Origin of the sequence: Solibacillus merdavium, from assembly GCF_014836935.1 — a bacterium.
In the GTDB taxonomy this organism is placed as follows: Bacteria; Bacillota; Bacilli; order Bacillales_A; family Planococcaceae; genus Solibacillus; species Solibacillus ferritrahens.
The window spans coordinates 1-14,011 of sequence record NZ_JACSPW010000017.1 but is presented as its reverse complement, the minus strand read 5'-3'; the positions used below and the strand labels follow the sequence as shown (position 1 = coordinate 14,011).

General features: G+C 36.0%; 14 protein-coding genes. 3 read left to right on the top strand and 11 right to left on the bottom strand.

Annotation, left to right across the window (positions count from 1 at the left end; genetic code table 11):
* Positions 1-51 precede the first annotated feature (51 nt).
* The 6 genes from H9632_RS15465 to H9632_RS15440 form a co-directional block, all read right to left on the bottom strand.
* Positions 52-1,860, bottom strand: a complete 1,809-nt coding sequence (locus H9632_RS15465; protein ID WP_191704971.1) for a peptide ABC transporter substrate-binding protein — start codon at positions 1,858-1,860, stop codon at positions 52-54.
* 24 nt (positions 1,861-1,884) lie between these two features.
* On the bottom strand, positions 1,885-2,970 hold the full coding sequence (locus H9632_RS15460) for a dipeptide epimerase (protein WP_191704970.1): 1,086 nt from the start codon (positions 2,968-2,970) through the stop codon (positions 1,885-1,887).
* Positions 2,971-2,983: 13 nt separating this feature from the next.
* Positions 2,984-3,778, bottom strand: coding sequence for a M55 family metallopeptidase (locus H9632_RS15455; protein ID WP_191704969.1), 795 nt, complete (start codon positions 3,776-3,778; stop codon positions 2,984-2,986).
* The gene (locus tag H9632_RS15450) at positions 3,775-4,422 is read right to left on the bottom strand and encodes a M15 family metallopeptidase (protein WP_191704968.1); all 648 of its coding nucleotides are present in this window, start codon (positions 4,420-4,422) and stop codon (positions 3,775-3,777) included. Before H9632_RS15450 ends, H9632_RS15455 begins: the two co-directional genes overlap by 4 nt.
* A gap of 421 nt (positions 4,423-4,843) precedes the next feature.
* The gene (locus H9632_RS15445; RefSeq protein ID WP_404829037.1) at positions 4,844-5,887 is read right to left on the bottom strand and encodes a P1 family peptidase; all 1,044 of its coding nucleotides are present in this window, start codon (positions 5,885-5,887) and stop codon (positions 4,844-4,846) included.
* Positions 5,888-6,044: 157 nt separating this feature from the next.
* A complete protein-coding gene (locus H9632_RS15440; RefSeq protein ID WP_191705031.1) occupies positions 6,045-6,182 on the bottom strand; it encodes a hypothetical protein in 138 nt (45 codons plus the stop codon).
* A gap of 255 nt (positions 6,183-6,437) precedes the next feature.
* Here H9632_RS15440 and H9632_RS15435 point away from each other — a divergent pair, with 255 nt between their 5' ends.
* The 3 genes from H9632_RS15435 to H9632_RS15425 all read left to right on the top strand — a co-directional run bounded on the left by H9632_RS15435 (position 6,438) and on the right by H9632_RS15425 (position 9,567).
* Entirely contained in the window at positions 6,438-6,932 is a 495-nt protein-coding gene (locus tag H9632_RS15435) for a 23S rRNA methyltransferase (RefSeq protein WP_191704966.1), read from the top strand.
* 65 nt (positions 6,933-6,997) lie between these two features.
* The gene (locus H9632_RS15430) at positions 6,998-7,192 is read left to right on the top strand and encodes a CsbD family protein (protein ID WP_191704965.1); all 195 of its coding nucleotides are present in this window, start codon (positions 6,998-7,000) and stop codon (positions 7,190-7,192) included.
* A 191-nt stretch (positions 7,193-7,383) separates the two neighbouring features.
* Positions 7,384-9,567 (top strand): EAL domain-containing protein, encoded by a 2,184-nt coding sequence (locus tag H9632_RS15425; protein ID WP_191704964.1) that lies wholly within the window; start codon positions 7,384-7,386, stop codon positions 9,565-9,567.
* Positions 9,568-9,590: 23 nt separating this feature from the next.
* On the opposite strand, the gene H9632_RS15420 is transcribed toward H9632_RS15425, so the two are convergent.
* From H9632_RS15420 to H9632_RS15400, 5 genes are all read right to left on the bottom strand, one after another.
* Positions 9,591-10,238: an alpha/beta hydrolase gene (locus tag H9632_RS15420; protein ID WP_191704963.1), complete on the bottom strand. Its 648-nt coding sequence runs from the start codon at positions 10,236-10,238 to the stop codon at positions 9,591-9,593.
* Positions 10,239-10,254: 16 nt separating this feature from the next.
* Positions 10,255-10,812, bottom strand: coding sequence for a DNA helicase (locus tag H9632_RS15415; protein ID WP_225223876.1), 558 nt, complete (start codon positions 10,810-10,812; stop codon positions 10,255-10,257).
* A gap of 212 nt (positions 10,813-11,024) precedes the next feature.
* Positions 11,025-13,019, bottom strand: a complete 1,995-nt coding sequence (gene tkt / locus H9632_RS15410; RefSeq protein ID WP_191704962.1) for a transketolase — start codon at positions 13,017-13,019, stop codon at positions 11,025-11,027.
* A gap of 135 nt (positions 13,020-13,154) precedes the next feature.
* Positions 13,155-13,391: a DUF896 domain-containing protein gene (locus tag H9632_RS15405; protein ID WP_191700270.1), complete on the bottom strand. Its 237-nt coding sequence runs from the start codon at positions 13,389-13,391 to the stop codon at positions 13,155-13,157.
* Between the two features lie 217 nt (positions 13,392-13,608).
* The gene (locus H9632_RS15400; protein ID WP_191704961.1) at positions 13,609-13,830 is read right to left on the bottom strand and encodes a lactate dehydrogenase; all 222 of its coding nucleotides are present in this window, start codon (positions 13,828-13,830) and stop codon (positions 13,609-13,611) included.
* Positions 13,831-14,011 lie beyond the last annotated feature (181 nt).

The window sequence follows — 14,011 nt, the reverse complement described above, 5'->3', positions numbered from 1 at the left end:
AATATTCCTGTCATCTCCTAATCTTCATGCATTTAAAAAGCGCTAAATTAATTAATTAGAAGCATTTGCTAAAGCTTCAGCACGTGCTTTTTCCCATGCTTCCTTAGCAGACTTAAATTCTTCATTACTCATTGGCTTTTCTAGGATAGATTGACCTTTAAATTTCTCGGATGTTACACCAAATGGTGAATATTGTGATTCAAATGGATTTAATTTTGAAGCAACATAGCCACCGCCACCAACAGCGTATGGAATTACAAATGCTTCTTCAATTAAAAATGCTTCCGCTTTTGCAAATAGTTCATATCTAACCGCTGGATCTACTTCAGCTTTTGCAGCTGCTACCAGCTTATCGTACTGACCATTGTATCCTTCTGCCAATTCTGGTTTGTTATACGATCCACCTTCAGTAAATGGATCTGTATAAGTGGATGGATCTGCAAAGTCTGGACCCCAGTTCGCTTCAATCATAGAGAACTTACCTGGACGACGAATTTCACCTAGGAAGCCTGTTGCAGGACCTGCATAAAGCTCAACATCGATATAATCTGCACCTAATAAGTTTTCCAGCTGTTGTTCAACAACTTGTGAGCGGTTTGCCCATTCAGGCGAACCCGAGTTATACGGCAGCACAACTTTTACTGGGAATGTTGCTTTACCATTTAAAGCTGCCATAGCTGCTTCTTTATGTTGCAATGCTAAATCTTTATCAAATGAATCATTTTCAGTAATAGCTTTTAAAGGCTCTAATAATGTGTAATCAACACCTTCAACGTCTACGAAGTTTTTCGGTGTAATTGTGTTCGACAATAGATCTTGAGGGTTGTATGGCTCAATCGTTAACATCGCTGATACACGATCTAACGCATGGTATAGTGACTTACGGAAATCTTTGTTATTTACTACCACTTTCCAGTTTTCCGGTTCATACTCTGCATCATATTGTGGATCAAAGTTTAATGCATAGAAGTAAGTATAGAAGTTGTTGTTGTTTTGACGTACTAAATCCTTTTTGTCTTCGCTATTTAACCATTCATCTAAAATGGATGTCGGAATAACTGCACCATCAATTTCACCACGTAAAAATAGTTCTGGTGCTACAGTAGCTGCTTCTTTATTGTACTTATAACGAATTCTGTCGATTTTAACAGTTTCTTTATCCCAATATTTCTTATTTTTCACAAGGACACGTTCATTTTGAGGCTCAAACTTATCTAAAATATATGCGCCGTTGTATAGAATATTTTCTCGATTTGTACCGAATGCATCGCCTTTTTCAGCTAAAAACTCACCGCTTACAGGGAAGAAACATACGTAGTTTAACATTGATAAGAAGTATGGCGTTTGACCTTCCAACGTATATTCCACTGTCTTTTCATCGATTGCTTTTATACCAACCTGAGCGAAATCTGTCACTTCTCCGTTGTAAAATGCATCACCGTTTTTAACAACAGTTGCAATCCATGCCGTCGATGACTCATTTTTTGCATCAAGCACGTAGTTTAATCCGTCAACGAAGTCTTGAGCGACAACATCTGCCACTTCTTTCCCTTCGTGATCTACCCATTTCACATCATCGCGTAGTTTGAATGTCCAGACCGTCGCATCATCATTTGATTCCCAACTTTCAGCCAAGCCAGGTTTTACTACTCCGTACTCATCGTACTCAATTAAACCTTCAACGAGATTTGCAGATAATGCGAACTCATTAGTTTCTGCAGTTTTTAAATAGTTTAACGTTTTAATTTCGCCAGAATAAACAGTTCTATATTCTGACGTTTCACCTGAATCTGTAGAATCACCGCATGCTGCCAATAATAGAGCAAACATACTCACTACAATAAATAAATATTTTTTCATGAACTTTCCCCCAATTCTCTATTTTTATTTGGCTATAAAAGCCTCTATTAAAAACCCAATTCCCGAATCATCGCTCATTTGAATGCTTTCCCCTTCAAAGAACGGCCCTCCATCGATTGGATCCTTAACACATAAGCTCGGTCCATCTAAATCAACCATCGTTACATTTTTATTCGCTGCAGCAAAATGTGCCGCTGCACTAACACTAATTTTTGTTTCAAGCATACAGCCAATCATGCATTCCACCCCATTAGCTTCTGCAATGGAGTTAATTTGCTGGGCTTTTGAAATACCGCCAGTTTTCATAAGCTTAATATTTATTAAATCCGCTGCACGCTTTTCGATAACTTCGATTGCTTGCTTAGGCGAAAATACACTTTCGTCTGCTAAAATATTTGTATATGTTTGACTCGTTACGTATTGCATGCCGGAAATATTACTATAATGAACAGGTTGTTCAACCAACTCAATATCAGCTCCACGATCTTCCAGCTGTCCTATAATTTTCACAGCTTCTTTCGGTGTCCATCCTTGGTTCGCATCAACACGTAAAACGACGCCTGGTCCGACAGCGTTTCGAATAGCTAATATACTGTTTACATCACTATGTGGATTTTTTCCTACTTTAACTTTTAGAATAGAAAACCCGCGTTTAACTGCTGCTATACTGTCCTTCACCATTTCTTCTTCGTCATTTACACTGATTGTAATATCAGTCGTAATCTTGCTCCGATATCCACCGAGCAATTTATAGAGTGGAGCATCGTATTTTTTGGCCCATAAGTCATAAAGAGCAATTTCGACCGCTGCCTTTGCACTTGTATTTTGATACATACATTTATCGATTCGTTCACAAAGCAGGGCAATTTCATCAATTTCTATTCCAATAATGACCGGTGCAATGACCTCTTCAATTGCATAGCGAATTGATTGAAGCGATTCTCCTGTAATAACGTGTGTAGGCGCCGCTTCCCCAATCCCAATATATCCATTGTCAGTATAAATAGTTACGAAGATATTTTGTATATTATTTACAGTGCGCAATGCTGTTTTAAAAGGTGTAATAAGTGGTGCTTCAACTAAACCAACGTCTACTTTTTTAATTTTCATAAAACCACCCACCTTAAGTTAAAAACTGCAGCAGTCGAAGTACCTCAAAGTAATCTGTCGTTTCAAACTGCACGGTATTGTGCGCTTTAAATTTAGCCCCGGGATAAAATGAGTTTCGATATGCTTTTATATGGTCTTTATAAATAATCTCTACATTAAATTGTTTGGGCAGTTCGATTTGAAGCTTACTGCGTTCTATTTTCATTGCTTCTTCAATCAGTCTTTTCGTTTCTTTTAATGTAGTTTGTGGGCTAACACTGATTGTTGCATGACCGATTCCTTCTTTTGTTGCAAACGTTATGATTTCGTCATTATGGCGGGAGATGTGCTCTGTTAATGCTTTATCGCCACTAACGAATGCTACAGGCACGCCATGCAGTGCAGCTGCGTATGTATTAATTAGAAACTCACTTGCATATTCGCCATTGATTTTGACATCTGCCAGCAGGCTTAACGTATGGGCAAGCGGGTTTTTTTCACTCCCCCCCTCACTGTGGTAACCGATAAAGATTGCGCGATCAAAGCTTTCATCCAATCCAGCAACCATACACATTGGCTCTTGTGTCCAACCACGAATAATTTTAACGTTCTCCGGTAAGTTTTCGATTAAAATATTACGCCCAGAATCATGAGCATCTTTCAGTAATATTTCTGAAGCCCCACCGGCAAATGCGCCCTCTATCGCAGCAAGCACTTCTTTTGTCATTTGTTGCTGAAATTGTACATAGTCAGAAGTATTTAGTTCGGTTTCACTCCATACGGTCGTTCCTGTAATTCCCTCAATATCTGCACTTATATATACTTTCATCTGAATTTATACTCCTTTAGTTCATTCTGTTCAATTGTGGCGATAATTGGACCATACAAGCATTGGTCTTTATTTGATTTCCGCGCCCATGCTCTATTTCCATAATCATAATGCCACCACTCTGCTTCGTAATTTTGAAATCCTGCTTGTGTCATGCAATGAAACAAGATACGCCGATTGATATGCGCTGCTTCATTTTCCGAACGATGCTTTTCAAAATAGGCGGTAGCCGATTTTTCCTCCGTCGCATCAAATGCTGTACCTAAATCCAACGGATATCCCCGCTCGTCGCCTAACGTTAAATCAATTGCTCCTCCTGTTAAATGTGGCGATGGAGAACTGTTTTCTATGCTTGGAAATGCAACATACTTTAACGTCTCGTATTCGATTTGTTCAATTGTCCATTGCGGAAATTTTAATCGTATTTTATTTTTAATATCGTTATATAAAAACGACTGAACTTGCAGCGGGCGAAACCCATCGTACAAAATAAAGCTCATCGTTTCCGGTATTAGCTGAAGTGCTTTTATTAATTTACTTGCAGCTTCCTGCCGCAAATATATTTTATTAAGACTATTTGGGATACCTTCAAAAAAATATTGTGGCTTGAGATATAATTTATTTACTATTGGCTTTATTTCCACTAAAGGATCCCCGTTTTCCATTAAAGCAGGAATCTTTTCCGCTGTTGCGTTTATGGATATGGGAAAAGAATAATTTTTTATAGTGATGAATACCTCCTACCTATTCGAACATCAAAATAATTTTCTAACATAATTTTAATGTGTTTGAAAAACAAAAGTGACTTACATTATTAATATGTCTAAAAATTTTGATTTTTCAATCTTTTAAGTATAAATTTAAAATATCACATATATTTCGATTGTGGAAGTTTTTTTCTTGTAAATTTGCTATTAGTTTAATATCAATGTAATGACCCTCTGTAATGTTACATTTTTTGTAAAATTTATTATATTTTTATATGAAAAAAGTCTTTCACAGAATAATAATGTAAAAGACAAGCCATTGTAGAAGGTTTCCACTTAGAAAATTGTATTTGATTATTTAAAAGAGTAGTTTTTGTACTATATGATTATGTCTGCCAGTTGTTGTTTCTGCCTGTGACAATGAATTAATAATCGCTTCTTCTGTCGCTTCGGCTGCTGCCATAAATAAAGAGTTCATTACTTCTTGGTCGTCACGCAATTGCTGGCGTATTTCCAAAGTATCATCGTAATGATGCTGAATTTTTCTAGCTGTTGTAAATCCGATTACGATATCCCCACTTCCATTTGAGAAATGGCTACCAGTGCGTCCTAATCCAATACCGCAACGTTTAATCACACGTTTTAACTGACGGCTGCTAAGCGGAGCATCTGTTGCAAGTATTATAATAATCGAACCATCAGTCGGACTCATAGTCGATTCACTGTTATTTGAAGTAGTAATGTAGCGTTCCTTTAGCAATTCATTTGCCTTTCCAAAATTACTTAATACGAGGCAACCGACTATATATTGTTCTCCATCATTATCATTTACGACACGTGATGAAGTGCCAATGCCCCCTTTATGACCAAAGCACATCATTCCTTTGCCCGCCCCGATTGCCCCCTCTTCGGCATGATTGTTGTTCGAGGCCTTATGAATCGCCTCTATGGCATGCTCAGGTTTTACAGGAAAATGTCGAATCGAATTTAAATAGCTATCATTACATTCACCAACTACTACATTCACCGTACCGGTCGTTATTCCAATTTCTTCATTTTGCTCAAGCAAATATTGGAGCGTGCCCTGTGTAACATTTGCAACGCCAAAAGTATTTGTAAGCATAATTGGGGATTCAATTAACCCTAGCTCTTCCACTTGAATTAGACCGGTCGTTTTTCCATATCCATTTAAAACATAGCTTGCTGCCGTTACTTTTTCCCGATATAAATTTCCTGTATGCGGTAAAACTGCCGTTACTCCTGTACATGCTGCATCACCAGAATCATTTATTGGATAATCCAGTGTAACATGACCAACCTTTACCCCTTCGACGTCCGTAATGCAATTTTTGTCTCCTGTATGTAATTGCCCGATCTTAATGCCCATATCGCGTACTTTCATAATCATAGCTCCTTTGTTTAGGGGGTTTTATAAATCTATCGTAATAGTAATTCCCAAAAAAGGACAGCAAAAATGAAAACACACCCCTCAATTTTAACTGAGGAGTGTATTACTAATTCAAAATGTTATACATCTGATCAAACTTCTTTAATTGAATTTATAATTCAAGAATCCCTCTCGTCCAACGATCTACAAAAGTCTCAAATGTAATGCCGTACCGGTTATACACTTCATGATATACAAAATAACTACCAAGCTTTTCAAGTAACTCATCATCGATTCGCATCTCCAACACTCACTTTCCACTTTTTTCACGACTCTCTATTCCATATACTATCCACTTATAAACTATTGTGACCCAACATCGAACATCGTATACATGAACAGATACAGCAAGATGAAAAATTAATAACATTTTTAATGGAAAATCGCTTTCTTCATTTTGAATTCCAATCTGTTACAAACATTTCACATTCTACTACTAAATTCATGCGTTTCCTTTTGCACATTTTAGTAAAATGATAGTAATGACAACATTGGAGGGACTCTAATGAGAAGTTCTATATTATTTTTAATTACGGCAATTTTGTTAGCAGGTTGCGGAGAAACGATTGGTGATGTTAAAAAGGCAGCAGCTGGTATTAACTCCAAGGCTAATGAAGCGGCAACCGCCATTTCTACCGATGTACATTCCATTCGTTCGGTCGAAATTGAGTTCGACAATGAAACTTTTACAATTAACGATTTATTTAAAACTATATTACGCGATGTGCAGTGGTATTATGACGAAAATGAGGACGAGCAACAATTAAAAATAACTGGTACATGGCAGGATAATGGACTTTTTGCAGATGGGAATTTTTCAGAAGCCGAGAAGCAACAATTGATTGAAAATAGTAAAATTGAGGTCGTTTTGTATTTCCATAAAGGGGTGCTAGAGGAGAAAAAAACAACTGTCAGCATGAATCAAAATGGACAAACAATTATTGATCAAAAAGGCAGTGAATCCCTTCACCACTTTTACAAGGTCTACACGATGAATTGAAATTTTGTTTACTCTTTCCTGTTAAGGGAAATAGACATATGTAAATACTTTTAGGAGGTTATACTATGTCAAATGGATTTTCAGATAAAGTAAAAGGTACTGGGAACAAACTAAAAGGGGAAGTAAAAGAGTCAGTCGGTCGAAATACAAACGACCCATCCCTGCAAGCTGAAGGAAAACGTGATCAAGTAAAAGGTAAAGCACAAGAAAAAATTGGCGATGTTAAGAAAAACATCTCCGACAGAATGGACAATAGATAATAAAATACAAATCCCCAAAACTAGTAATCTATCGTTACTAGTTTTTTTTGTTAAAAATTCTTTAGTTTATTTCTAACAGCAAATAAGACTCAACTAAAAAGAACTTTTTATATATTATAATAATCCACTTCCTATTTATAGGGAATTTGTTATACTTTAGTAAATCTTATAATTAAAAAGGGGCAGTAACTATGACAATTGATCAATCTATACCCCTATCAAAAGATCGATTATTTAATTGGTTAAAAACCTTAAGTAACCAACTTTCGAAAGGTACGCTTATCATTGATATTAACGATGAGAATCTATCAATTCTACATGCAAACCCTTATTTTTTTAAATTAACTTCTTTTGAAAATGAACAAATCATTAATCAAAACATCAGCATTTTAAACGGAAAACGTACTAGTAAAAAGTCGATTGAAGCATTAAATTTACATTTAAAATCCGGCTCCCCTAAAAAATTAACGATTTTACATTACAATAAAGAAGGTTCTGCCTTTTGGAATTCGATTACATTGCATCCTATTAGGAATAATGAAAATATAATTCAATATATATTATTGACCTGCGAAGATACAACAGAAGAAACGTTAAATAAAATGATTTATAAATTGGAGCACGAAGTATATCAAGCGATCGATCATGAAAGTAATTTACAGTCAATATTGAATTTGATTTCGGAAAAAATTGAACTCTTTTATATTCGGGATGTCTATTGTACGATTCATTTATATAATGAAAACTATGATATTAAATCTATCGGTTCCTATACATTACCAGTACACGTAATTAATAAACTTGCCTTTTTTGAAATCAAATCAAATTCCAACTTCAATAAGAGCGCTATATACTTAAAAGATTTTACTGACACCCCACTATATAACGATATTTCAGAAAATTATGAATTAGGAACGATTCAAGGTTCCTGGACAAAGTTGATTTTGACGCCACAAAATGAAATAAGCGGTATCTTAACATTATTTAATCAAGACAGTACCGAATTAAAGCAAATTGATATCAATTATTTAAATCGATTAACGCTACTTATTCAGCTTGCCATTAAATATGCGGAACAAAAAATTCAACTGCGTCATTTAGCCTTTTATGATGTAGAGACTAATTTACCGAATTTACATTATTTTAAGACGCAATTTTCAAAATGGTTAAATACAGGGGATTCAGGTTTTGCTGCAATTATCCACCCTGCCGAATTTAACAAAATTGTGGATTTATATGGGCGTAGTGCAGGTGCTGACCTACTAAGTCAAATGGCCAATCGATTGAGCGAGTATTTAGCTGTAGATGATGTTCTCATTTCACGATTTTCTAATTCCATCGTTCTTGGAGTAAAAGGAGAAAGTGATAGTTTTACCTCTTATTATCAACAGATTGAGTTACTTACACTTATTCCCTATTTAATTGATGATAAAGAAACCTATATCACTATAAAGATCGGCTATACAAATTTCGACCAATCCTTAACAGTAGATCAAATTATACATCAGTCGGATATTGCCTTATCTAAAGCTCGTAACAGAAGCGGAAATAGTTTTGAAGCATATGAAGAAAACAGTACAAAGCAACTGATAGAGGAAATGGAGATTTTCAATCAATTGGCATACGCGCTCCATCACGAAGAATTTTTAGTATATTTACAGCCGAAAATAAATTTTACAACACTTGAGGTGGAAGGATTCGAGGCATTATCCCGGTGGAATTCAAGCAGACTCGGTTTTATTTCACCGATTAAATATATTCCAATAGCTGAACAAACCGGGAAAATAAAAGATATTGATTTGCTGAATTTTAAACATATTTTGAGTTGGCTACAAAATCGTTTGAATAAAGGGAAAAAAATATTACCTGTATCTCTTAATATTTCACCGGATCATTTTTACGACCCTCTATTTTTAGAAAATATTAGGAATATTTTTAATCAATTTAATATTCCTCCACAATATATTAAACTTGAGGTAACAGAAAGCATTGAATTAGTGGATTTGAGTAGAGCAAAGGAAATTTTAAATCAATTAAATGCACTTGGAATTGGATGTTCCATTGATGATTTTGGTGTAGGTTTTTCTTCCTTAAGCTACTTACCTCAATTGCCTTTTTCTGAAATAAAAATTGACCGTAGCTTTGTTAGCTCAATGAATGAACCCGGCATGTATGCGATTGTACAAACCATTATCCTACTTGCAAAAAATATTAAAATGCGAGCGATTGCTGAAGGTATTGAAACTAAGGAACAACTGGTAATGCTTCAGCAACTCGGCTGCCCTGCTGGCCAGGGATACTATTTCTACAAACCGATGTCGATTAACGATGCCGAACAATTATTGGACATAGAAAAAACAGCTGACGAGAAATAATTTCCATCCCCGTCAGCTGTTTTTTAGTTTAAATTATTTGGTAGATCCTCTGATAAAAATGCGATTAAATCCTGTAAGTTTTGCTCACTTACACCATGGCCTACCGGATATGATTTAAATGTAACATTCGTGCCATAATCATTGAAGAAACGCACTGCATGCTCCGCCCATTCAAATGGGTAATCGTAGTCATATTCACCATGGGAAATGAAAATTTTAGAATGATTCATCGTTTTTTTACTATACTCAAGTGCAGCAAACTCCGGCAAATAGCCACTTAACGCTGCTGTCCCACGAATAGCATCCCCCATAACCATTGCAAGGGATTGTGCCAATGCTGCGCCTTGATTAAAACCAACCACATAAATTTGTTGTTCATCTAAATTGTATTCTCGAACGGCTTCATTAATAAATGCTTCAATTCCCTTTAATACCTTATCAAAAATGGCGCGATTTGGTTTACCTTCCTCTTCGAAAGTATAGAAGGCATAGCCAGGTCGATGTTTAATAGGTCCTTGCAAACTAAAAATATGGCACTGTGTTGAAAATGAATTAACTAATTGTAATAAATCATTTTCATCACTTCCTAAACCGTGTAATAAAAAGATTGCAGGTTTTTTCTCTGCATTCATTACAGGGGCTTTGTGTAAAAAAGTAAATGGTGTATTCATTTTGTTGTATCTCCTTTTAAGAAAGCGTCATTTTATTGACGATTTGGTCGGTAAAATAAGCAACATAACCGTCCATCGTTTTTAACGTTTCGTCAATATTACCTTGTGCTAAAATTGTCGCTTTATTTGCACAGACTAATGTTAAAAAATCAACACGTAATGCATGCTCTACTGATGCATATGCATAATCATAAATTACATCTTCATCTTCTACTTTTAAAGTTTCATATTGCTGGTGGAAGGCTTTCGTATAATCATCCATCTTTTCCGCAACACTGTTACGAATTTGCATTTGATGTACCATTAATTCGTTTTCAATATATGATACAGTCGGTAATTCGCCTCCATTAAATGTAGAACGAACAAGTTCTGTCCACGCCATTTTATTTTCAACGAAGTAGGCCATATTTAACATTAGACGGTCATAAAAGTCTATTGTTGAAGTGGAAGATTCTCGTTTATCATTAATATTTTGTTGAATCATTGTTTGAAATTTTTGAGGATCTGCTTTACTGGATAATAAAAATAGTGCTTTTTCTACATATGTAGCAATGTCCTTTTGTACGGCTGTCATAATTATTCACTTCCTTATTCTGTTACTTCGTTTTCCAATTACTATCGTACCATTCCTCCAACAATATCGCACGTTTTCAAATACATTTCAACAGGGAGTTTGCATGGAAAATAAGCTATTAAATTGAATGCACTCTAAATAAGTGGGCATGAATACGAAATAAGTAAAAAATGCCACTTGCCCTAGTAGACAAGTGACATTTAAACTTTGAATTAAAGTGCTTTTACTTTAGCAACAACGTTTTCTACAGTGAAGCCATATTCTTTTATAACAATTTTTTCTGGAGCTGATGCACCGAATTTATCAATTGCAAGAACGTCACCTTCAAAGCCAACATATTTATGCCAACCGAATGAAGCACCCATCTCAATTGCTAAACGTTTTGTAACAGCTTTTGGCAATACCGATTCCTTGTATTCCTTAGATTGCTTTTCAAAGCGGTCCATAGACGGCATTGATACAACAGATGCATCAATTCCTTCTTCGAGTAGCGCTTTTTTCGCCTCTACAGCCAAGCCTACTTCAGAACCCGTTGCAATTAAAATAGCATCCGGTGTTTCTTTTATTGAAGCTGCAACCACATAGGCTCCTTTTTCAACACCATCATATACAGCATCTTTCGCTACGTCTAATACCGGTAAGTTTTGGCGGGATAATACTAATACAGTTGGAATTGACTTGCTTTCTACAGCCAATTTCCATGCCGCAACAGATTCATTAGCATCTGCCGGTCGAATTACCGAAAGATTCGGCATTGCACGTAATGATGCTAAATGTTCGACTGGCTCATGTGTCGGACCATCTTCACCTACTGCAATTGAGTCATGTGTAAACACATATGTTACAGGTAGGCCCATTAATGCGGATAAACGAATCGCTGGACGAACATAATCAGAGAATACAAAGAAAGTTCCGCCAAATACATTTAATCCGCCATGTAATGCCATACCATTCATTGCAGCACCCATTGCAAATTCACGAACACCAAACCAAATATTTCGACCTTCTGGAGTATCAGCGAAGAAGTCACCTGCGCCTTTAATAGTTGTTTTGTTTGAACCTGCCAAGTCAGCAGAACCACCAAAGAATGACGGAGTTGTTTTTGCAATAGCATTGATTGCATCACCAGAAGATGAACGTGTTGCTACTGCAGTGCCAGCTTCGTACACTGGTAACTCAGAAGCATAGTGTTCTGGTAATTTATTTTCCATTGCGTTCACAAATTGTGCAGCCAACTCAGGATATTCGTTTTTATAGTTCTCGAATAATTCATTCCATGTTGCTTCGGCCTGTACACCTTGTACTTCGCTTGCTGTTTTAAATGTTTCGTACACTTCATTAGGAACGAAGAATGATTCGTGTTCCCATGCGTATGCAGCTTTCGTTAAAGCTACTTCATCAAATCCAAGTGGTGCACCATGGCAATCTGCTTTACCTGATTTATTTGGAGAACCAAAACCAATCACTGTCTTAACTTCGATAATAGTTGGTCCACCAGTATTTTGTTTCGCTTTTTCTATTGCTGTATTAATTTCAACAATATCTGTGCCATTTTGAACTTTTAAATAATTCCAACCGTAAGATTCAAAACGTTTTTGGATGTTTTCTGAGAATGACTTTTCAAGATCACCATCAAGTGAAATATCATTTGAATCGTATAGCACAATCAGCTTATCCAATTTCAAGTGTCCTGCTAGTGAAATCGCTTCTGCAGCAACACCTTCCATTAAATCACCATCGCCACATAGCGCAAATGTATAGTGGTCTACGATATCTAAACCTGGCTTATTGTATGTTGCAGCTAAATGACGCTCAGCCATTGCCATACCTACTGACATCGCAATACCTTGCCCTAAAGGACCTGTAGTAGCTTCTACACCTACAGTATGGCCATATTCTGGATGCCCTGGAGTTTTTGAATTCCACTGACGGAAATTTTTAATTTCTTCCATCTCTAAACCATATCCACCTAAGTGCAATAAACTATATAAAAGCATTGAGCCATGTCCAGCTGATAATACAAAGCGGTCACGATTGTACCAATTTGGATTTTGTGGGTTATGACGTAATTGCTTCGTCCATAAAGTATAAGCCATTGGAGCTGCACCCATAGGTAAACCTGGGTGGCCTGAGTTCGCCTTCTCTATTGCGTCGATTGATAATGTACGGATTGCGCTAATTGCTAACTGATCCATCTGTTGTGTCATTATGTGACATCCTTTCTCGTACGATAATTCTACATCCTATAGTTTAGACAAATTCCCCTAAGAAAACAATCATTTCTAAAGAGTTTATTAATTTATGTCATACTTTATAAGAAATGTGTCATATTATTAAACATTCTAATTTAGAAAGTTTTTTTGCGATTTTATTTGTTTTAGTTTTTCAGGCGTTACATCATTGCCTTCTTCATCAATAACTTTCATATGCTCTATCGTATCCCGCATAGTCGATCGGAATGTGTCTAAATATTCCTTGCGAAGTGCCGTACGTTCCTTTGCTAGTTCTTCCGTTAACTTTCCTTCTTTTGCTAATTTTGAAAGCTCATTAATCCGAGCTAATTTTTCTTTTGATAACATCTCAATCTCACCTTTCTTCGTACCAATAATACAAAGGTATAAAAAAAAGACTGGAAGGGCAAGTAAAAACGCTTTGTGATAAGCCCCCAATATCTTAAAAACATTGAAATAGGAAGGTTTTTGTAAAGTAGCACTCTTAACTTTTGCAATTCAATGCATTAAAATATGGGCATCTTTTTATTCCCCAATCTTCCATATAAAAAAAGCCACTCCTTAATTAAGTGGCTTCGTCTAAAATAAATGCAAATTTTTCGATATTTTCATCTGCCTCAATAGGAATACCAAATACAATAACAGCTTCATTAATGATTTCAACTCCAGTAAGCTTATTTGTCATCCTTTCGTAAACCTTGGGATTCATTTTAATTTTCTTTACGTGCTTACCTTGTGAATATAGATAATCCAAATCTCGATGAATTTGTTCTAATAGAATGTCCAAATATTCTCCTCCTTTCCCGTTTAATAATTTCTGATTTATATTATTCCACAAACTAACGAAAAATATTTCATAATAGGAAAAAGCCATGTTCGAATGACATGGCTTCAGATTGTCGACAAAAGGCATCGAGAGCTCGTCTCTCGATGCCTTTTGTCATTTCTTTTATCAAATTAGGTCCCGA